Annotated in this window: 21 protein-coding genes, 2 tRNA genes and 1 other RNA gene; 15 read left to right on the plus strand and 9 right to left on the minus strand. The window is 24.0% G+C overall.

Features of this window, described 5'->3' with window-relative positions; all coding sequences use genetic code 11:
- Nucleotide 1 precedes the first annotated feature (1 nt).
- Together AB4W60_RS00360 and AB4W60_RS00365 are read right to left on the minus strand one after the other, a co-directional pair.
- Nucleotides 2-74: transfer RNA gene (locus AB4W60_RS00360), tRNA-Lys, on the minus strand.
- Nucleotides 75-83: 9 nt separating this feature from the next.
- Nucleotides 84-156: transfer RNA gene (locus AB4W60_RS00365), tRNA-Val, on the minus strand.
- Between the two features lie 174 nt (nt 157-330).
- Between AB4W60_RS00365 and gltX the strand changes: the two genes are divergently transcribed.
- Entirely contained in the window at nt 331-1,758 is a 1,428-nt protein-coding gene (gltX, locus tag AB4W60_RS00370) for a glutamate--tRNA ligase (protein WP_367676188.1), read from the plus strand.
- A 141-nt stretch (nt 1,759-1,899) separates the two neighbouring features.
- On the opposite strand, the gene rpmG is transcribed toward gltX, so the two are convergent.
- The 3 genes from rpmG to ppa form a co-directional block, all read right to left on the minus strand.
- Nucleotides 1,900-2,067: a 50S ribosomal protein L33 gene (rpmG, locus tag AB4W60_RS00375; protein ID WP_343183137.1), complete on the minus strand. Its 168-nt coding sequence runs from the start codon at nt 2,065-2,067 to the stop codon at nt 1,900-1,902.
- Nucleotides 2,060-2,296, minus strand: coding sequence for a 50S ribosomal protein L28 (rpmB, locus tag AB4W60_RS00380; protein WP_367676189.1), 237 nt, complete (start codon nt 2,294-2,296; stop codon nt 2,060-2,062). The genes rpmG and rpmB overlap by 8 nt, the downstream gene beginning before the upstream one ends.
- A 125-nt stretch (nt 2,297-2,421) precedes the next feature.
- Nucleotides 2,422-2,952 carry an inorganic diphosphatase gene (gene ppa, locus AB4W60_RS00385; RefSeq protein WP_343188703.1) on the minus strand — a complete coding sequence of 177 codons (531 nt, stop codon included), beginning with the start codon at nt 2,950-2,952 and terminating at the stop codon, nt 2,422-2,424.
- Between the two features lie 114 nt (nt 2,953-3,066).
- On the opposite strand from ppa, the gene pmbA reads away from it, so the two are divergent.
- On the plus strand, nt 3,067-4,413 hold the full coding sequence (gene pmbA, locus AB4W60_RS00390) for a metalloprotease PmbA (RefSeq protein ID WP_367676190.1): 1,347 nt from the start codon (nt 3,067-3,069) through the stop codon (nt 4,411-4,413).
- 9 nt (nt 4,414-4,422) lie between these two features.
- Here pmbA and rnpB read toward each other — a convergent pair.
- Together rnpB and rsmI are read right to left on the minus strand one after the other, a co-directional pair.
- Nucleotides 4,423-4,849: RNase P RNA component class A (gene rnpB / locus AB4W60_RS00395), an RNA gene on the minus strand.
- A gap of 63 nt (nt 4,850-4,912) precedes the next feature.
- Nucleotides 4,913-5,788: a 16S rRNA (cytidine(1402)-2'-O)-methyltransferase gene (gene rsmI, locus AB4W60_RS00400; protein WP_367676191.1), complete on the minus strand. Its 876-nt coding sequence runs from the start codon at nt 5,786-5,788 to the stop codon at nt 4,913-4,915.
- A gap of 200 nt (nt 5,789-5,988) precedes the next feature.
- Between rsmI and AB4W60_RS00405 the strand changes: the two genes are divergently transcribed.
- From AB4W60_RS00405 to dapE, 4 genes are all read left to right on the plus strand, one after another.
- Nucleotides 5,989-7,209, plus strand: a complete 1,221-nt coding sequence (locus tag AB4W60_RS00405; RefSeq protein ID WP_367676192.1) for a beta-ketoacyl synthase N-terminal-like domain-containing protein — start codon at nt 5,989-5,991, stop codon at nt 7,207-7,209.
- Nucleotides 7,210-7,438: 229 nt separating this feature from the next.
- Nucleotides 7,439-8,392 (plus strand): transaldolase, encoded by a 954-nt coding sequence (gene tal / locus AB4W60_RS00410; protein WP_343188707.1) that lies wholly within the window; start codon nt 7,439-7,441, stop codon nt 8,390-8,392.
- Between the two features lie 49 nt (nt 8,393-8,441).
- Complete coding sequence (gene tkt, locus AB4W60_RS00415; RefSeq protein WP_367676193.1) at nt 8,442-10,454, plus strand: transketolase; 2,013 nt, start codon at nt 8,442-8,444, stop codon at nt 10,452-10,454.
- A 59-nt stretch (nt 10,455-10,513) separates the two neighbouring features.
- Nucleotides 10,514-11,641, plus strand: coding sequence for a succinyl-diaminopimelate desuccinylase (dapE, locus tag AB4W60_RS00420; RefSeq protein ID WP_367676194.1), 1,128 nt, complete (start codon nt 10,514-10,516; stop codon nt 11,639-11,641).
- 76 nt (nt 11,642-11,717) lie between these two features.
- On the opposite strand, the gene dapA is transcribed toward dapE, so the two are convergent.
- Together dapA and aroC are read right to left on the minus strand one after the other, a co-directional pair.
- Complete coding sequence (gene dapA / locus AB4W60_RS00425; protein ID WP_367676195.1) at nt 11,718-12,596, minus strand: 4-hydroxy-tetrahydrodipicolinate synthase; 879 nt, start codon at nt 12,594-12,596, stop codon at nt 11,718-11,720.
- Between the two features lie 96 nt (nt 12,597-12,692).
- Nucleotides 12,693-13,757, minus strand: a complete 1,065-nt coding sequence (aroC, locus tag AB4W60_RS00430) for a chorismate synthase (protein WP_343188711.1) — start codon at nt 13,755-13,757, stop codon at nt 12,693-12,695.
- Nucleotides 13,758-13,913: 156 nt separating this feature from the next.
- On the opposite strand from aroC, the gene smrB reads away from it, so the two are divergent.
- The 9 genes from smrB to hisIE all read left to right on the plus strand — a co-directional run bounded on the left by smrB (nt 13,914) and on the right by hisIE (nt 21,726).
- Entirely contained in the window at nt 13,914-14,438 is a 525-nt protein-coding gene (gene smrB / locus AB4W60_RS00435; RefSeq protein WP_343188712.1) for an endonuclease SmrB, read from the plus strand.
- Between the two features lie 211 nt (nt 14,439-14,649).
- On the plus strand, nt 14,650-15,546 hold the full coding sequence (gene hisG, locus AB4W60_RS00440) for an ATP phosphoribosyltransferase (protein ID WP_343188713.1): 897 nt from the start codon (nt 14,650-14,652) through the stop codon (nt 15,544-15,546).
- Nucleotides 15,547-15,549: 3 nt separating this feature from the next.
- On the plus strand, nt 15,550-16,851 hold the full coding sequence (hisD, locus tag AB4W60_RS00445; RefSeq protein ID WP_367676196.1) for a histidinol dehydrogenase: 1,302 nt from the start codon (nt 15,550-15,552) through the stop codon (nt 16,849-16,851).
- Nucleotides 16,852-17,952: a histidinol-phosphate transaminase gene (gene hisC, locus AB4W60_RS00450; protein ID WP_343188715.1), complete on the plus strand. Its 1,101-nt coding sequence runs from the start codon at nt 16,852-16,854 to the stop codon at nt 17,950-17,952. It begins immediately after the preceding gene.
- Nucleotides 17,945-19,012, plus strand: coding sequence for a bifunctional histidinol-phosphatase/imidazoleglycerol-phosphate dehydratase HisB (gene hisB, locus AB4W60_RS00455; protein ID WP_367676197.1), 1,068 nt, complete (start codon nt 17,945-17,947; stop codon nt 19,010-19,012). Before hisC ends, hisB begins: the two co-directional genes overlap by 8 nt.
- A gap of 2 nt (nt 19,013-19,014) precedes the next feature.
- On the plus strand, nt 19,015-19,605 hold the full coding sequence (gene hisH / locus AB4W60_RS00460; protein ID WP_367676198.1) for an imidazole glycerol phosphate synthase subunit HisH: 591 nt from the start codon (nt 19,015-19,017) through the stop codon (nt 19,603-19,605).
- A 3-nt stretch (nt 19,606-19,608) separates the two neighbouring features.
- Entirely contained in the window at nt 19,609-20,367 is a 759-nt protein-coding gene (gene hisA / locus AB4W60_RS00465) for a 1-(5-phosphoribosyl)-5-[(5-phosphoribosylamino)methylideneamino]imidazole-4-carboxamide isomerase (RefSeq protein WP_367676199.1), read from the plus strand.
- Nucleotides 20,330-21,106: an imidazole glycerol phosphate synthase subunit HisF gene (hisF, locus tag AB4W60_RS00470; protein ID WP_367676200.1), complete on the plus strand. Its 777-nt coding sequence runs from the start codon at nt 20,330-20,332 to the stop codon at nt 21,104-21,106. Before hisA ends, hisF begins: the two co-directional genes overlap by 38 nt.
- A complete protein-coding gene (hisIE, locus tag AB4W60_RS00475; protein ID WP_367676201.1) occupies nt 21,100-21,726 on the plus strand; it encodes a bifunctional phosphoribosyl-AMP cyclohydrolase/phosphoribosyl-ATP diphosphatase HisIE in 627 nt (208 codons plus the stop codon). The genes hisF and hisIE overlap by 7 nt, the downstream gene beginning before the upstream one ends.
- The last annotated feature ends 131 nt before the right edge of the window (nt 21,727-21,857 follow it).

Genomic DNA, 21,857 nt, shown 5'->3' on the forward strand with positions numbered 1-21,857 from the left:
TTGGGTCGTGCAGGATTTGAACCTGCGACCAATTGATTAAAAGTCAACTGCTCTACCGACTGAGCTAACGACCCATTTAACTTTGGGTGATGACGGACTCGAACCGCCGACCTCCTCCGTGTAAAGGAGGAGCTCTACCAACTGAGCTAATCACCCTATAAAACTTCTATATTCTAAAGTTATTATAATTACATAGTCAATCTTTTTTATTTAAAATTTAATTGTTTGTTTACTTTTTAATCTAAATGATTTATTTTTAACCTAAAAATATTTTATAAAGGTGTTAGAATTAATCATCGATGTTATTATTCTTTATAAGAATGTTAATTTATGAACATTAAAACTAGATTTGCTCCTAGTCCTACTGGTAGTATGCATATTGGAAGTGTAAGAACAGCATTATATTCATGGTTATTTGCACGTCATTATGATGGTGAATTTATTTTAAGAATAGAAAATACAGATTATAATAGATGTAATTATAGTTTTGTTAAAGATATAATAGATAACTTAAATTGGTTAGGATTAACTTGGGATAGAGCACCTTTTTTTCAAACTGATAATTTAAAACAATATAATTTAATTATTAAAAATATGTTATTGAATAAGGTTGCTTATAAATGTTACTGTTCTTTAGAAAGATTGCAGAAATTAAGAAATTATCAGATGTCTAAAGGTATTAAATTCCGTTATGATAACAAATGTAGAGATGTTAAATATTACACTAAATTTAATCAACCTTATGTTGTAAGATTTAAAAATCCTGAGTTTGGTATTGTTTCATTTAATGATAAAATTAGAGGCTTAATTAATTTTAAAAATACTGAATTAGATGATTTAGTTATTATGAGATCTAACGGTATTCCTACTTATAATTTTTGTTCAGTTATTGATGATAGTAATATGCAAATTACTCATGTTATCAGAGGAGAAGAACATATTAATAATACTCCTAGACAAATTAATATGTTAAATTCTTTAGAAAAAAGTATACCTATTTATGCTCATTTACCTATTATTTTAGATACTAATGGTAAAAAAATGTCTAAACGTAATAACACTTTGATGAATAATTTGTTTGATTATCGTAAATCAGGTTATCTTCCAGAATCTATCCTTAATTATTTATTAAGATTAGGTTGGTCATATAAAAATAAAGAAATTTTTTCTATTGATGAAATGAAGAATCTTTTTAATCTTAAATCTGTTAATAAATCTTCTTGTTTTTTTGATATAAAAAAATTACAATGGCTTAATAATTATTATATTAATAAATTACCTAGAAATTATATTATTTGTAACCTAAAAAAACAGTTTGATAATGATGAACTAAATCATTTTAATAATTTTAATTTATCAAATTGTGTTGAAGTTTTTTCGCAAAGATGTCAAACTTTAAAACAATTATCTGACTATTGTAGACTAATTTATAACAATATTGATAATTTTAAATCCAATCTTTCTAGAAAATATTTAAAAATTGATTTTATTAATTGTTTAACCGATGTATATAATAAATTATATTTATTAGATGTTTGGATTAAAGATGATATATCAGTTTTAATCAAAAAAATGTCTTTGAATTATAAAAATAATTTGTCTTTTTTTTACATGTCACTACGTGTTGCCTTAATTAATAATATTACTCCTATTTCTTTAATTTCTTTATTATATGCTATAGGTAGAAAACATTCTCTTCAAAGAATCAAAAAAGCAATTTTTTATATTTATAAAAAATATTCTAAGCATATTTTTTAAATTATAAAAATTTATTTTTACGATTTTTGTTATTTATTTTAAATAAAAATAAATATTCAAATTTTTATTAAAAAAGTTATTTTTTATTTATATTTTTACATATTAATAAATATGCAATTTATTAATATGTTTTACATAAAATTATTTAATTTTTGCTTCTTTATATATAACATGTTTTCTTATTATAGGATCATATTTTTTTATTTCTATTTTTTCTATGTTTTTTCTTTTGTTTTTTGTTGTTGTATAATAATGACCTGTATTTTTAGAAGAAATTAATTTTATCTTTTCTCTACTTTTTTTAGCCATATAGTTTAACCTTTTTGAATTTTTTTAATATTTTATCTATTCCGTACTTATTAACTAAACGCATTCCTTTATTTGATAATTTTAATTTAATGAATTTATTTTTTTTTGCAATCCAAAATTTGTGAGTATGTAAGTTTATTTTAAATCTACATTTTGTTGCGTTCATTGCATGAGAACGTTTATTTCCTACAATAGATTTTTTATTAGTTATTTGACATATATTAGACATTTTTATTTTTTCTTAATAATATTTTTTATTATCTTTGTACAGATTAATAAAAAATATTTTATCATTTTTATAAAATAATTCAATTATTTTGTTTTAACTTGTTCTTTTAGAACAAGTTAAAAATTTTATTTTTTTGAAAATCTATTATAAGAGTTTAATATTTCTTCTTTTGCTTCTAAATGATTTCCCCATCCTTGTATTTTTACCCATTTGTTGTTTTCTAGATTTTTATAATTTTTAAAAAAATGTATGATTTGATCAAGTAATAGTTTAGATATTTGATCTATATTTATTATAGATTTATATTCTGTACATATTTTATCATGTGGTACAGCTATAATTTTCATGTCTATTCCAGACTCATCAATCATTTTTAATATACCTATTGGTCTAGATCTTATAACTGAACCATATTGTAATGGATATGGAGTTGGTATCAATACATCTATTGGATCTTTATCTAAAGATAAAGTTTGATTTATATATCCATAGTTACAAGGATAAAACATTGTTGTTGGAATAAATCTATCAACAAATAAAACTCCATACTTTTTATTTATTTCATATTTTATTGGATTACTGTTGAATGGAATTTCTATTATTACATATATATCTTCTGGTACATTTTTACCTACTGGTATATTATTTATTCTCATTTTTATGTTTTAATGACCTTATTTTCAGAGTTATTGTATGTTACTATTTATAATATAAATTTATTTAGATTATTTAAAGTATTTAATTTTTTACTTATTTTTGGAGAAAAAATCATGAAATTATCTCTAGATAATTTTATACAAGATACTAAGATGCTGAATCAGTTAATACTTAAATTATTAAATTATGCTAAATGTAAAACTGATGGAATAGAAATTACAATAAATAAAAATTTTGGAATTAATTTAAATGTTAGACATGGTAAATTAGAAAATATAGAATTTAATAATAATAATATTTCATATATTACTATTTATTATAAGAATCGTAAAAGTATTGTTTCGTCTACTAATTTAAATTATTCATCTATGATAAATATCATAGATCACGGAATAAATATAGCTAAATATTCTTCATTAGATAAAGATTGCTTTATGGTAGATAGATCTTTATTAGCTTTTAATTTTAAGGAAATTGATTTATTTTTTCCTTTTTGTTTTGATATTAATAAAGCATTAAATTTTGCTATAAATTCTGAAATATCAGCACTGAATTATAGTAGTAAAATTATTAATACAGAAGGTAGTAGTTTTTCGAGTAATATTAGTTGTTTTTTGTTTGGTAATAGTAATTATATGATAGGAAATTATTATAGTAGCATGCATTCTATATCAACTTCAGTTATTTCTAAATCTAAAAAAGGAATGGAAAGAGATTATGATTATACAATTAGTCGCGATATTTTAGATTTAAAATCTCCAGAAGATGTAGGTAAAGAAAGTGCTCGTAAGGCTTTATTAAAATTATCACCTTGCAAAATTAAAACTACTAAATTACCAGTTATTTTTTCTTCAGATATTTCATATAGTCTCTTTTCGCATTTAGCAGAATCTATAGATGGGAATAAAGTATATCTAAAATCTACTTTCTTATTAAATGATTTTGATACTCAAATATTTCCTTCATGGTTAAATATTTTAGAAGAACCTCATATAAATAAAGGATTAGGTTCCAAACCTTTCGATAAAGAAGGTGTAAGAACCCAACCTAATAATATTGTATTAAATGGATTTATTCGTACATTGTTATTGAATAATTATTCTGCTAATAAATTAAATTTAAAAAGTACGGGTCATTCAAGCGGAATTCATAATTGGTTAATATCAACTTGCAAAATAACATTTAAACAATTATTAAAAAAAATGCATAAAGGATTATTAATATCAGAATTAATGGGTCAGGGAGTAAATTATATGACTGGTGATTATTCAAGAGGTGCTTCTGGATTTTTTATAGAAAATGGAGTTATAAAGCATCCTGTTAAAGAGATTACTATAGCTGGAAATTTAAAATTTATTTGGAGGAATATAATTAGTATTAGTAATAATGATATAAATATAAATCATAAAATTCGTTGCGGTTCTATATTATTATCATCTTTAAATATATCAGGTTATTAATTTTTTAAATATTTAAGCTGATCTATAAGCCGGATTCTGTATTTAGATAGTCATTTATCTAGACTAATAATTGCTTATTAGTTCAAGCAGCTTACCCAGATTTAGTTTTAGAGCGAACTTGTAATAATAATAAAAAATTTTTAACAATTTTATTAATTACATAAATCTTTATTTAGCCTTGCTCTAGGTGGAGTTTACATAGCCACTAACTATTACTAGTTGTGCGGTGTGCTTTTACCACTCCTTTTCACCCTTACTATATAAAATTATTAATAAATAATATAATAATTTTATTAAGCGGTTTTTTTTCTGTTGCACTAGTCGTGAGTTTTTTATTAACTCCCCAGTTATTATCTGGCACCTTGCTCTAAAAGAGTCCGGACTTTCCTCTTCTTTTTATGTTTTTATAAAAAGAAGCGACTATCCGATCAGCTTAAAATTACTTAAATTTAATAATTAAGTTATAAATAATATTATAGTATTTTACATTTGTCATTTGTTATTTTTTTATTGAATTTTTATATAATAGATTTCTCTTAATATTAAAATTATTTTTTATTATTTCTATAGATTCTTTTTTTGTTTTGTATTTTTGTAATATATCAAAAATTGTAAGTATATTTTTAGGAATTTCTTTTTTTATTTTTGATTTTTTATTTTTTTTATACCCTTCTATTAAAACAACTATTTCTCCTTTTCTTTTTATTTTATTTTTTTTAATTAATGTTAATATTTCTTTACATTTTATTTTGTATGTTTTTTCCCAATATTTTGTAATTTCTATTGCTAGTACTATATGTCTATTTTCATCAAAAATTTCTGCCATATCTTTTAAAGTTGATAATATTCTATGGCTAGATTCATATAAAATAATAGTTCGTTTTTCTTTTTTTATTTCTTTTAAGTATTTATATCTTTCTTTTTTATTTCTAGGTAAATACCCGTCAAAACAGAATTTATTTGTAGTTAATCCTGAAGTAATTAAAGCTGTGATTAAAGAACATGCTCCAGGTAATGAAATTATTTTTATTCCGATTTCTTTACAATGTTTAACTAAGTTATACCCAGGATCATTAATTAAAGGTGTTCCTGCGCTTGATACGAGAGCTGCACTTAATCCATTTTTTATTTTTTTTGCTATTTTTTTATACTTTTGATTTTCGTTAAAATTATTCATTGATATTAGAACATGTTTTTTAATATCAAATTTTTTTAATAAGTTATTTGTAATTCTTGTATCTTCTGCTACTATTATATTAACTTTTTTTAGTATATTAATAGCTCTATATGTTATGTCACCCATGTTTCCTATAGGAGTAGGTATTATATATAAAGAATTTTTATAAAATGTATTTGTTTTAATTTTTGTTTTCATATTTTTATGTTAATAATTTTTTAAATTTATTTTTATGTTTTTAGTACTAACTAAATATCTATATAACCTTTATATAACTATTTAGAATATACGTTCTATATCACTATTTTAATATAAAATTTATTTTTAATTTATCATTCTTGTAATTTATTTTTTTATTCTTTTTATTAGTTCTGATAAAAATTATAGGAGATATTTCATTGAATCGTGTAGTTATTACTGGTTTAGGAATAGTTTCTAGTATTGGTAATAATCAGGAAAAAGTTTCTGCATCTTTATTTAATTCTACATCTGGTGTTGTATTTTCTAAGCATATGAAAGATATTGGTATGAGAAGTCATGTTTTAGGAGAGATTAAATTAAATAATGTAAATATAATTAAAAGAAAATTCCTTCGTTTTATGAGTGATGCTTCAATATATTCTTATATTGCTATGTATGATGCGATCACCGATTCAAATTTACAACCAGAAATATATCAAAAAAATTCTAGAGTTGGTATAATAGCTGGTTCTGGAGCAGGTTCTCCTCATTTTCAAGTTGTAGCTGCTGATGCTATGCGTAGTATTAAAGGGTTAAAATCTGTAAGTCCATATATTGTTACTAAATCAATGACTTCTGGAATTTCTGCATGTTTGTCCATTGCTTTTAATATATATGGTATAAGTTATTCAGTTAGTTCTGCTTGTTCTACCTCTAGTAATTGTATTGGTAATGCTTTTGAACAGATTAAATTAGGTAAACAAGATATTATATTTGCTGGAGGAGGAGAAGAAATTAGCTGGGAACTGTCATGTGAATTTGATGCTATGGGTGTTTTATCTACCAGGTATAATTCAACTCCTTATCTTGCCTCTCGTGCTTATGATATTGATAGAGATGGATTTGTAATTTCCGGAGGTGCTGGTATATTAGTTTTAGAAGAACTTTCTCATGCTTTATCTCGTAAAGCTAATATATATGCAGAAATAGTTGGTTACGGTTTAGCTTCAGATGGAGAAGATATGGTTTATCCTTCTGGGAGTGGAGCTTTTAGATGCATGAAAATGGCTTTAAAAAATATTGATAAAAATAAAGTAGATTATATTAATTCTCATGGTACTTCAACTCGCGCAGGTGATCAAATAGAATTAAAAGCAATAAAAAAATTATTTAAAGAACATATTCCATATATATCTTCTACTAAATCTATTACAGGTCATTCTTTAGGGGCAGCAGGAGTACATGAAATTATTTATTGTTTATTAATGATGAAATATAATTTTATTGCTCCAAGTGTAAATATCAATCATTTAGACCCATCAGGGTATAATATGAATATTTTAACTAATTTATTAAGAACGCAAATCAATACTTTTATTTCAAATAGTTTTGGTTTTGGTGGTACAAATGTAACTTTAGCAATTCAAAGATACTTTTAATTTTTTATATTTTATGTTTATCAAATGTAATATTTAAATGTATTTAGATTAATAATTACTATTATACTAGTTTACCTATTTTTAATTTTATTTTTTGATTAATTAATAGTAAATTATTTTAATATTTTATTTTTTTAATATAGGTTTCTTAATTTTTATTTTCAAACCAATATTAAAATTTATATAAAATTTTTTTAAAAGTTAATTTTATTTTTGTAAGGATGCAATTATGAGTCTTTTGCAGTCTCTAAAAAATTTTACGACTGTTGTTGTTGATAGTAGTGATATAAATACAATTAGAAAATATCATCCATATGATGCTACAACAAATCCTTCTTTGATTCTAAAATCAGTAAACTTAAAAAGTTATGAACATATTATCAATTCTTCCATAAAGTATGCTAAAAAAAAAGGAGGTAATTATAAGAAACAAATAAGTAATGCAGCAGATAAGGTTGCAGTAAATTTTGGTATTGAAATTTTAAAAGAAATTCCTGGTAGAGTATCTACAGAAATAGATGCTCGTTTATCTTTTAATACTGAATTATGTATTAAAAAATCAAAAAAAATTATTAAAATGTATGAAGATTCTGGTGTAAATCGTTCTAAAGTTCTTATAAAATTAGCCGCTACTTGGGAATGTATTCTTGCTGCAAAAGAATTAAAGAAAGATAATATACAATGTAATTTAACTCTTGTTTTTTCTTTTGCTCAAGCTAGAGCTTGTGCTGAGTCTGGAGTATTTTTGATTTCTCCTTTTGTTGGCCGTATTTATGATTGGTATAAAAATACAGGAAGAATTGATAATTATATACCATCTAATGATCCTGGAGTTCTATCAGTTCAGAAAATATATTTTTATTATAAAAAATATAATTATAACACTATAATTATGGGGGCTAGTTTTAGAAATATAGAACAGATATTATCTTTATGTGGATGTGATAAATTAACTATATCTCCTGAATTATTAGAACAATTAAATTGTACATCTGGGATAGCCACAGAAAAATTATTCTATAATGAACATATTTATTATGATAAACCTAAGAAATTATCTGTTTCTGATTTTTATTGGCAGCATAATCAAGATTCTATGGCTGTAGAAAAATTATCTGAAGGTATTCGTCAGTTTGCTATAGATCAAGATAAATTAGAAACTATATTATCTTGTAGATTATAGGAACATTATAATTTTATTGAAAATACATAAATAATAGGTATAAAATATTATGACTTCACGTAAAGAATTAGCTAATGCAATTCGTATGTTAAGTATAAATGCTGTTCAGAAAGCAAATTCTGGTCATCCTGGAGCTCCTATGGGTATGGCTGATATAGCAGAAGTTTTGTGGAGAAGTTTTATTAAACATAATCCATTGAATCCTTTATGGGATAATAGAGATAGATTTATTTTATCTAATGGACATAGTTCAATATTGCTATATAGTATATTGCATTTGACAGGATATGATATATCTATAGAAGATATAAAAAATTTTCGTCAACTTAATTCTAAAACTCCCGGTCATCCAGAAATTAATTGCTGTCCTGGTGTTGAGACTACCACAGGACCTTTAGGTCAAGGTTTAGCTATGGCAGTTGGTATGGCTATTGCTGAAAAAATTTTAGGATCTTTTTTTAATCGTAGAAATTATCATATAATTGATCATCATACTTGGGTATTTGTAGGTGATGGCTGTTTAATGGAAGGTATTTCTCATGAAGTTTGTTCTCTAGCTGGTACTTTAGGTTTAGGTAAATTAATTGTACTTTATGATAATAATGGTATTTCTATAGATGGAAAAGTAAATAAATGGTTTACAGATAATACAAATCATCGCTTTAGTTCTTATAATTGGCATGTATTAGATAATATAGATGGTCATGACTCAGAAAAAATTTATAAGGCTATCAATATAGCTAAAAAAGTTTTAGACAAACCTTCTATTATTATTTTTAATACTACTATTGGTTTTGGTTCTCCAAATAAATCAGGCAAATCAGAAGTTCATGGCGCTCCTTTAGGTCAAAAAGAAGTAGAATTAACCAAAAAAAATTTAGGTTGGCAATATTCTCCATTTAAAATTCCTGATCATATTTATAAAAAATGGAATGCACATGAATCAGGCGTAAGATTAGAGTCTGAATGGAATAAGATTTTTTTATTATATCAAGAAAAATATCCTGATTTAGCTTTAGAATATAAACGTCGAAAATTAAAACAACTTCCTATAGTTTGGAATAAAAAAATTAATGATTTTATTTTTAAGTTATCTAAAAATCCTGAGAATATTGCTACCAGACAAGCTTCAAAAAATTTTTTAGATTGTTTAGGTAAAATATTACCAGAATTGTTAGGAGGATCTGCTGATTTAACTCCTAGTAATTTAACTAAATGGTCAGGGTCAAAATCTATTTCTAATAATAATTTTCTTGGTAATTATATACATTTCGGTGTGCGAGAGTTTGGTATGACAGCTATAGCTAATGGGATTTATCAGTATGGTGGTTTTATACCTTATACTTCTACATTTTTGATGTTTGTAGAATATGCCCGTAATGCAGTTAGAATGTCAGCTTTAATGAAAGTGCATCAAATTTTAGTTTATACGCATGATTCTATTGGATTAGGTGAAGATGGTCCAACACATCAACCAATTGAGCAACTTTCTAGCTTAAGATTAACTCCTGATTTAAGTGTATGGAGACCTTGTGATCAGTTAGAAACTGCTATTGCATGGAAATATGCCATAGAGCATAATAAACATCCAAGTGCTTTGATTTTATCACGTCAGAATTTGCCGCAAATTTCACGTGATATAAATCAAATAAATAATATTTCACGAGGAGGTTATATTTTAAGGGATTGCAATCGAATACCAGATTTAATTTTTATATCTACAGGATCTGAATTACATTTAACAGTTTTAGCTTTTGATAGTTTAGTTTCAGAAGGATATGCTATAAGAGTTATTTCTATGCCTTCTACCGATGTATTCGATATTCAAGATCCTAGTTATCGTGAATTTGTTATGCCTTCTATAGTTAAATTACGTATTGTTGTTGAAGCAGGTGTTTCTGACTTTTGGTATAAATATGTTGGATTAGATGGCAAGGTAATTGGCATTAATTCGTTTGGCGAATCTGCTCCTGGAGATTTATTATTTAATAAATTTGGTTTTACTCTAAAAAATATTATTAAACAATCAAAATCTATGCTTGAGTTTTCTAAAAACAAATAATTTTTAGGTTTTATTTATTTAAATTTTAATTATAATGTAAAAATTAAGGAATTTTATATATGTCATGTCCAGTAACTAAATTAGCACAAAAGCTTATTTATTTACCTTCTATAAGTCCGCATGATTTAGGATGTCAAAAAATTATAATAAATCGTTTATTGAAAATTGGCTTTAATATTGAAGATTTTAAAATTAATAATACAGATAATTTTTGGGCATGGCGTGGTACAGGTAAAACATTAAATTTTCTTGGTCATACTGATGTAGTTCCTTCAGGACCTGTAATAAAATGGAAACATCATCCTTTTAAATCTATCATAAAGAATGGAGTTTTATTTGGTAGAGGTGCTTCTGATATGAAAGGAGCATTAGCTGCTATGATAATAGCTGTAGAAAATTTTGTATTCTTTAATCCAAGGCATATAGGAAGAATATCATTTATTATTACTTCTGATGAAGAATCAAATGCTGAAGACGGTACTAAAAAAGTAGTAGAAAAATTAATAGCTAAGAATGAATTTATAGATTATTGTTTAGTTGGAGAACCCACTAGTAACTTATTCTTAGGAGATTGTATTAAAAATGGAAGAAGAGGTTCTTTAAACGCTTATTTGATAATATTTGGTATTCAAGGTCATATTGCTTATCCTTATTTAGCTGATAATCCTATACATAAATCTTTATCTATATTAAAAGAGTTAATTAATCATGAATGGAGTAAAGAGAATAATTTTTTCTCAAAGACACAAATTCAAATATCTAATATTAATTCTAATAATAATAGTATTAATACAATACCTGGTAGTTTATTTGTAAATTTTAACTTTCGTTTTAATAATGATACTAATTTTAATGATATAAAGTTAAATTTTGAAAAGTTATTAATAAAACATAAAATAAAATATTCAATTAAATGGAATTTATCTGGAAATCCTTTTATAACAAAAAAAGGTAAATTATTAGATACGGTTATTAATTCTATTAAACATTATACTTCTAAAGAACCTGAATTATCTACAAGTGGCGGCACTTCTGATGGAAGATTTTTTCATTCTATTGGTTCAGAAGTAATTGAGTTTGGTTTGTTAAACAAAACTATACATAAAATTAATGAATGTGTTAATATTTCAGATTTAAAAATGTTAAGTTCGATTTATTATAAAATAATAGAAAAAATTTTTATCTAATTCAATTTGGTCTGTCAGTAATAACTGTTTACTAACAGACTCATATGATTTTTGTATAAAATTATATTTTTATTAATTAAATATTTTTAATTTTTAAAATTTCTTTTTTTAATAATAATTTATTTTTATAAGAAAGTTTTGTCATAGGTAATCTTAGTTTATCACTTTTTATTAATCCTATTTTTTTTGCAGCCCATTTTATTGGAATTGGATTAGGTTCTATAAATAATTTATTATGTAATTTTATTAGAAATTTATTTATTTTTCTTGCTTCTAAAAAATTTCCTTTTAATGCTAAAGAACATATTTTTGCCATATATTTTGCTGCTATATTGGCTGTTACCGATATTACTCCTACACCACCTAATTGTATAAAATCTAATGCTGTTGCATCATCTCCGCTTAATAATAAAAACTTTTCACTCACTAATTCTAATATCTTATTTATCCTAGACAAATCACCTGTAGCTTCTTTTATTCCTATAATATTTTTTATTTTTGCTAATCTAGATATTGTTTTAGGTAATAAATCACATCCTGTACGAGTGGGAACATTGTATAAAATTTGTGGTATATCTGTATTTTCTGCTATACATTTAAAATGCTGGTATAGTCCTTCTTGTGTTGGTTTGTTGTAATAAGGAGTTACTGTTAAACAACCAGAAATTCCTGAATTTTCAAATCTTTTGGTTAATGAAATTCCTTCAGATGTAGAATTAGCTCCTGTACCGGCAATAATAGGAATACGATTATCTGCTATTTCAAGAGTTTTCATTACAACTTGAATATGTTCTTCTTGATTTAGAGTTGCTGATTCTCCTGTTGTACCTACAGAAACAATTGCAGATGTTTGATTCTTAATATGATATTCAATTAGTTTTTTTAAACTATTACAACAGATAGATCCTTTTTCATCCATTGGTGTTATTAAAGCAACAATACTTCCTCTGAACATTTTCTATCCTTTAATATAATAAAATACATAAAAGTTTTTATTTTTTATAGATATGAATCTTATAATGTAGATTATATATCTATATTAATTTTTTAATTAAATAAAATTACATTGAGCTTTATATCTTAATATATGATCCATAATAATTATTGATATCATAGCCTCTGCTATTGGTACAGCCCTAATTCCAACGCAAGGATCATGTCTTCCTTTTGTAATAATTATTTTGTTTTCTCCTTTATTATTTATTGTTTTTCCTGGTTTCCTTATACTAGAAGTTGGTTTTAATGCTATTTTAGCTATAATGTTTTGTCCGCTACTAATTCCCCCTAAAATACCACCAGAATGATTACTTAAAAATTTTTGATTATAAATTTCATCCCTATTTTCACTTCCTTTTTGTTTTATTACCTTAAAACCATCTCCTATTTCTACTCCTTTTACAGCATTAATACTCATTAGTGCATGAGCTAAATCTGCATCTAATTTGTCAAATACTGGATCTCCTAGTCCTACAGGTACATTTTCAGCAATAATTTTAATTTTAGCTCCTATAGAATCACCTTCTTTTATTAAATTTTTTATTAAATTTTCTAACATATTTATTTGATTTTTATTTGGACAAAAAAAATTATTATTTTCTACATATTTCCATCCTTCGAAATTACACTTTATGTTTCCTATTTGTTGAATAAAGCCCCTAATTTTTATTTTATATATTTTATATAAATATTTTTTTGCAAAAGCGCCAGCTGCAACTCTCATTGTTGTTTCTCTAGCAGACGATCTTCCTCCTCCTCTAAAATCTCTTATTTTATACTTTTTTTCATACGTATAGTCCGCATGACCTGGTCTAAATAAATCTTTAATTTTATCATAGTCTTGAGATTTTTGATCTTTATTATGAACTAATAATCCAATACTAGTTCCAGTGGTAGTTCCATTAAAAATTCCTGATAAAATATGAATTTCATCTGTTTCACGTCTTTGTGTTGTAAATCTAGATTTTCCTGGTTTTCTTCTATCTAGTTCTTTTTGTATGTCTTCTTTATTAATTTTGATTCCTGGAGGCATTCCATCGATTATACAACCTATTGATTTTCCGTGTGATTCTCCAAAAGTTGTTACTTTAAATATTTTACCTATAGAGTTACCAGGCATATGTATTTCCTTTATTTATTAATATATTTATATTTTTTTATATAAAAATATTAAATTTAATAATTATTTTATTGTGTTTTTTTTTTAAAAAATAGTATAATATAGCTCTGAAAATATTTTTATTTAATAAAATTTTAATATTTTACTAAGATAATCATGGAAAATAATAAATCAACTTTTATATCTGATCATGATCTATTCATGCTATATTCCAGAGGAACTCGTGTAATAAATCAAGATACTATTTTTCACATATCGAGAAAAAATTCTCACAAAAAATTTTTATCTAATAAAAATTTTTTTGATAAAGATTCTCATAGTTATTATTTTTCTAATAATAATAATGATATTACATTTACTTATAATCCAGTAAGTTATTTAAAGGATAATAAATACTTTAATATTTTTAAGAAATTAAAACAAGGGAATTATAAACCAGATATTACCTTAGATCTTCATGGTTTTAATCAATATGAAGCTAAGAAAGAACTAGGTAGCTTAATAAATATATGTATTAAAGAAAAAATATTTTGCGCATGTATTATGCATGGTCATGGTAAAAATATTTTAAAAAAACAAATTCCATTATGGTTATCTCGCCATCCTGATATAATAGCATTTTATCAAGCTCCTAAAAATTTCGGTCATACTGCCGCTTTATTTTTTTTAATTGACTTTTAAATTATTTAAATATTTTAATAATAAATTGAATGTTTTCTATTTTTATTCAAATTTTTATTGATTTTTTTCAAACTAAAATTTAAAAATTTTAAAGCTTATTTTAATTAAATTTATTTATTATATAGTTTTAAAATGTTTTGATTTTAGTTTTATTTAACCAATATAATCATAAAAATTATATTGGTTAAATAAAACTAAAAAGGGCACTGTAATGTTACATAAAAATCGTTTAAGAATTGCTATGCAAAAATCTGGACGTTTAAGTAGTGAATCTTTTGATTTATTATATAGATGCGGGATTAAAATAAATTTACAACAACGCTTAATTTCTTTTTCTGAAAATATGCCAATTGATGTTATGAGAGTTAGAGATGATGATATACCTGGTTTAGTTATTGATGGAGTAGTAGATCTAGGTATAGTTGGTAAAAATGTATTAGAAGAAGAATTATTAAGTCGAAATATTAGTTCTATTAAAAATTCTTATCATTTATTAAGTAAACTAGATTTTGGTATTTGTAGATTATCTTTAGCTATTCCTATTAATCAAAATTATACAGGTCCTTCATATTTAAATAATTTGCGTATAGCTACTTCTTATCCTTTTTTACTAAAAAAATATTTAGATAAATATAATATTAATTTTCAATCTTGTATGTTAAATGGTTCTGTTGAAATAGCTCCTAGAGCTGGATTAGCAGATGCTATATGTGATTTAGTATCTACTGGAGCTACTTTAGAATCTAATGGATTAAAAGAAGTTGAAGTTATTTATAAATCATACGCTTGTTTAATTTGTAAATCTGGTCAAATATCTAATAATAAACAAAATATTATTAATACTTTAATGACTAGAATTAAAGGTGTAATAAAAGCTAGAGAATCAAAATATATAATGCTACATGCTCCTATCGATAGATTGAATGATGTTGTTAATTTATTACATGGAGCAGAAAAACCTACTATTTTGAAACTAGCTGGAGATAAGAACAAAGTAGCTATGCACATGGTAAGTAGCGAAACTCTTTTTTGGGAAACAATGGAAAAATTAAAATTATTGGGAGCTAGTTCTATCTTGGTATTACCTATTGAAAAAATGATGGAGTAATTTGTGGATATTTTAGATATTATTTTGTGGAATAAATATGAATTAAAAAATAAAGAAAAATTTTTTAATAGACCTTTTTTATCAAAATCTGATATTACAACAGATATTGTAAATAAAATTATAGAAGATGTTAAAAAATCTGGTGATGTTGCTTTATTTCATTATAGTAATATTTTTGATAAATTTAATAAAACAAATTTTAAAGTAAAAAAAAGCAGAATAAATAATATAGATAATTATATTGATTGTAATGTTAAAATTGCAATACAACATTCTTTAAAAAATATAAAAAAGTTTCATTTAAAGCAAAAAAAATATAATTTAGATATTGAAATTGAACCAGGTGTACGTTGCCAGCATATGGTTACTCCTATTGAATCTGTTGGATTATATGTTCCAGGAGGTAATTTTCCTTTAGTTTCTACTATTCTCATGTTAGCTATACCTGCTAATATAGCAGGTTGTAAAAATATAGTTATGTGTTCTCCTCCTCCTATTAATGATTTTTTAGTTTATGCAGCTAAAATATGCGGGGTTACTAAAATTTATGAAATAGGAGGAGCTCAAGCTATAGCTGCTTTAGCAATTGGTACTAAAAGTATACCTAAAGTAAATAAAATATTTGGTCCTGGCAATATTTATGTAACAGAAGCTAAAATTCAAGTAAATAATTCTGGTATTGGGGTTTCTATAGATATGCCTGCTGGTCCTTCTGAAGTATTAATTATTGCTGATAAATTTGCGAATTCTTCATTTATTGCTTCAGACTTTTTATCTCAATTGGAACATGGTATTTATTCTCAAGCTATTTTATTGACTGATAATATTAATCTCGCACAAAATGTTAAATTAGAAATAAAAAAACAGATTACCTCTTTATCTAATTATAAAATAATATTACAATCTTTAAAAAATAGTTTTATTATAGTTACTGATAATATACATTCTTGTATAAATATATCTAATCGTTATTGTCCGGAACATTTGATTATACAAACTAGAAATCCTAGAGATATATTAAAATTTATTTATAATGCAGGATCTATATTTTTAGGTGACTGGTCTCCTGAGTCTGCTGGTGACTATGCTTCAGGTACTAATCATGTTTTACCTACTTATGGTTATGCTTCTTCTTATTCAGGGATTAGTCTGTGTGATTTTCAAAAAAGAATTAGTGTTCAAGAATTAACTTCAGATGGTTTATTAAATTTATCTAAAACTATAAAAATATTATCTAAATTAGAAAATATGGATGCTCATACTAATTCTATTGATATAAGGTTATCTTCTTTAAAGGTTAAATAGATGAATGTAAATTTATTAAAGTTAGCTCGTAAAAATATTCAAACTTTGATTCCATATCAATCAGCTCGTTTAATTGGAGGAAAAGGTAATATTTTTTTGAATGCTAATGAATCTCCTAATTCTGAATCTTTTAGTCTTACAAACAAAGTATTTAATCGTTATCCAGAATGCCAGCCAAAAGAAATTTTGTCTGTATATTCTAAATATATATCTTTACCATTAAATAATATTTTAGTTACCAGAGGTTCTGATGAATCTATAGAACTATTAATTAAAACTTTTTGTGAACCTTATAAAGATTCAATTATGTTTTTTCCTCCTACCTATGATATGTATCATATAAGTGCAAAGATTTTAGGTATAAATGCAGTAATTATACCTAAATTGTCAAACTTTCAGTTAAATTTAAAACTGATAGAATCTAATTCTAATTCAGTAAAATTAATTTATATATGTAATCCTAATAATCCTACTGGAAATATTATAAGACATAAAGATATAATATTTATTTTAAAATTATTTGAATTTAAAGCTCTAGTTGTAATTGATGAAGCATATATTGATTTTTGTTCAGAAAATAGTATGTTAAAATATTTAGATAAATATCCAAATTTAGTTATTTTAAGAACTTTATCTAAAGCATTTGCTTTGGCTGGATTGAGATGTGGTTTTACATTGGCTAATAAAAATATAATTTTTTTACTTAGAAAAGTTATAGCTCCTTATCCTTTATCTTCTCCAGTTATAGATATTGTTAATCAGGCTTTTAGTTCTAAAAATATTTTAATAACAAAAAAAAGAATTTTACAATTAAATTATAATAGACTTTTTCTAGTAAAAGAGTTAAATAAATTTGATTTTATAGAAAATATATTTAATAGTTATGCTAATTATATATTAGTAAAATTTATAAATGCTAATAGAATTTTGAGATTTTTGCAGAATAAAGGAATAGTTTTGCGTAATCAAAGTACCAAATTAAACTTAAATAATTGTATAAGAATTTCTATAGGAACTTTATTAGAATGCAAAAATTTAATAAAAATATTTAATTTATATAAAACATTTTTATATAAAGATAAGGATATAAACTGTGAGTAAAAATTTTTTATTTATAGATCGCGATGGAACTTTAATAAAAGAGCCTTTGCATACTTTACAAGTAGACAAGATAGAAAAATTAGAACTTGAATCAAATGTAATTCCTGCATTAATAGAATTAAAAAAACATAAATATAAGTTTTTGATCGTAACTAATCAAGACGGATTAGGAACTAGTAGTTTTCCAATTTTAGATTTTGATTTATCTAACAATTTTATGTTAAACTTATTTAAGTCTCAAGGTATTGTATTTGAAAAAATATTTATTTGTCCTCATTTTGAAAACCAAAAATGTAATTGTAGAAAACCTAATACTAAATTAGTTGATAAGTTTATCAAAAATAATAAAATAAATACAAAACTTAGTTATGTAATTGGTGATAGAATTACTGATTTATTATTTGCTAAAAACATAGGAATACAAGGTGTTAGATATGGAAAATATGGATATAATTGGTTAGAAATATTAAAATTCATTTTAAAAAGATATAGATACGCTAAATTATTTAGAAATACATCAGAAACAAAAGTATATATTGAAGCTTGGTTAGATTATCCTGGTCATAGTAATATAGATACTAAAATAAATTTTTTTAATCATATGTTGCATCAAATATCTATTCATAGCGGTATCACAATGAATATTAATGTTATTGGTGATGTTTATATTGATGATCATCATACTGTAGAAGATACAGCTATAGTTTTAGGTAAAGTTTTAAATAAAATATTAAAAGATAAAATTGGTATTAATAGGTTCAGTTTTTTATTACCTATGGATGAAAGTATTGCTAAATGTATTATAGATATTTCAGGTAGACCTTATTTAAAATTTAAAGCTAATTTTAAATATCAAAAAGTTGGTGATTTAAGCACAGAAATGATCAAACATTTTTTTTATACCATAGTATATTCAATGAATATTAATCTTCATATAGAAGCTAAAGGAGAAAATGATCATCATATTGCTGAAAGTTTGTTTAAAGTTTTCGGAAAGTGCTTACAGCAATCTATAAAAGTACAAGGAAATGTTTTACCTAGTTCTAAAGGAATAATTTAAATATGAATATTGTTCTTTTAGATACTGGATGCGCTAATCTATCATCTGTAAAATGGGCTATACATAAATTAGGTTACAATGTAACAATAAGTAAAGACATTAATGTCATATTAAATTCTCATAAAATATTGTTACCTGGTGTAGGTACTCCTTCTTCTGCTATGGAAGAATTAAATAAAAATAATTTAATTAGTATTTTAAAATCTTATAAAAATCCTATTTTGGGTATTTGTTTAGGTATGCAAATAATGGGAAAAGTGAGTTACGAAAGTGTTGAAATAAATAATTTAAATATATTTGATATAAATGTTAGAAGATTAGATTCTAAAAATTTTGTTTTACCCCATATTGGTTGGAATAAAGTAAATTATTATACAAATAATATATTATTCAAAGGAATAAAACCTAATTCTTGGTTTTATTTTTTACATAGTTATGCAATGCCGCTAAATAAATATACTATAGCAGATTGTTATTATGGTAGTTTTTTTAGTGCCGCTGTACAAAAAGATAATTATTTCGGCGTGCAGTTTCATCCAGAAAAATCCGGTAATAATGGTTCTAAATTATTAAAAAATTTTATAGAGATATAACACATGATAATTCCATCTATTGATTTACTTGATGGTAAAGTAGTTAGATTATATAAAGGTAACTATAATAATAAAAAGTTATATAATAGTTGTCCATTTGAATTAGTAAAAAAATATGAAAAAGCAGGAGTTAAATGTTTACATTTAGTTGATTTATCAGGAGCTAAAAATTTTTTAAATCGCCAGATATCATTAATATCTCAAATTGTTTCTTCTACAAATATGAATATTCAAGTAGGAGGAGGAGTTCGTACAATAAAAGATGTAGATAATTTATTTTTAGCAGGTGTTAAAAAAGTTGTTATTGGTTCAATGGCTGTAACTAATAAAATAGAATTAAAAAATATATTTCAATATTATTCTAGTAATATGTTAGTATTAGCTATTGATATAATCATTGATAAAAAAAATAAAAGTAAAAATGTCTTAATTAACGGATGGAAAAGTTCTACTTCTTTAACTTTAGAGTGTTTAATAGATTTTTATTCTGATTTTGGTTTAAAATATGTTTTATGTACTGATATTTCTAGAGATGGTACTTTAATTGGCCCTAATATTGATTTGTATAAAGAAATATCTAATAAATTTAAATTAGTTAATTTTCAAGCTTCTGGTGGTGTAAGTTCTTTGAAAGACATAATATGTCTTAAGTATTCAGGTGTTAAAAATATTATTATAGGCAAAGCTTTACTAGAAAATAAATTTACTATTTTAGAGGCTATTAATGTTAGCAAAAAGAATAATACCTTGTTTAGATGTTAAAGATGGTTTAGTTGTTAAAGGTATTAAATTTAAAAATCATAAAGTTATAGGAGATATATTATTTTTAGCAGAAAATTATTCTATTAACGGTGCAGATGAGTTGGTTTTTTATGATATTGCTGCTTCTGCAGATAATAAATTATTAGATAAAAAATGGATTTATAACATTTCAAGATTAATTAACATACCATTTTGTGTAGCTGGTGGTATTAAAAGTATTAATGATGCTGCATTGGTACTTTCTTTAGGGGCAGATAAAATTTCAGTTAATTCTCCTGCCATAGAAAATCCTAGTTTAATTTATGAATTATCTAATCATTTTGGTTCCCAGTGTGTAGTTATTGGAATTGATGTTTGGTTTGATAAATTTGATAGAAAATATTTTATTTATCAGTATACTGGTAATGAAAATAAAATGATATCAACTAAATTAAATGTATTTGATTGGATAAAAAAAGTGCAAGATTTAGGAGCAGGAGAAATTGTATTAAATATGATGAATCAAGATGGTATTTGTCAAGGATATGATATAAAATTTTTAAACAAAATTGAAAATATATGTAATGTACCTTTAATTGCTTCGGGAGGAGCTGGTAAAAATGAACATTTTTATACATTATTTAATGAAACAGGAGTTTCAGGAGCTCTTGCAGCATCTGTATTTCACAACAATATCATAAGTATAAATAAATTAAAGAGCTTTTTATTAAGTAAGGGAATTAATATAAGATTATGTTAAGTATTAATGAATTACATAAAATAAATTGGAATAAAATTAATGGAATGGTTCCTTCAATAATACAAGATAATAATACCGGTTTAGTATTAATGCATGGTTATTTAAATGAAAAAGCATTAACTATTACAATACAAACTAAAAAAGTAACTTTTTATTCTCGTACTAAAAAACGTTTATGGACTAAAGGAGAAACTTCTGGTAATTTTTTATTATTAAAAAAAATACTATTAGATTGTGATCACGATTCACTATTATTATTTGTAGATCCTATAAATAATACTTGCCATTTAAATAATTTAAGCTGTTTTTTTTCTCCTAATTTCTCACATTTTTCTTTTTTAAATTATTTAGAAAAATTTTTAATAGGTGTTAAAAATAATAACTCTTTAAATTCTTATACAAATAAAATATATAATCAAGGAATTAAACGTTTATCACAAAAAGTTGGGGAAGAAGGTTTAGAAGTTGCTTTAGCTTCTTTATCTAAAAATAAACAGGAAGTTATAGATGAATCTTCTGATTTAATTTATCATCTTTTGTTATTGCTTTTATATCATAATTTAAGTTTTAATGATATTATTAAAAATTTACAAAAACGTCATAATAAAAAAAATATTTAATATTGAATTTTTGAATTTAACCTGAAATTAAATTTTATTTTATTTTTTTATGATTCATTTATATATCTTTATCAGCAATATAATATCATTTTTATATATTGATTATATTTTTAGTGTTCTTTATTAGGAAT

The sequence above is a fragment of the Buchnera aphidicola (Neophyllaphis podocarpi) genome (genome assembly GCF_964059055.1).
GTDB lineage: Bacteria > Pseudomonadota > Gammaproteobacteria > Enterobacterales > Enterobacteriaceae > Buchnera_M > Buchnera_M aphidicola_A.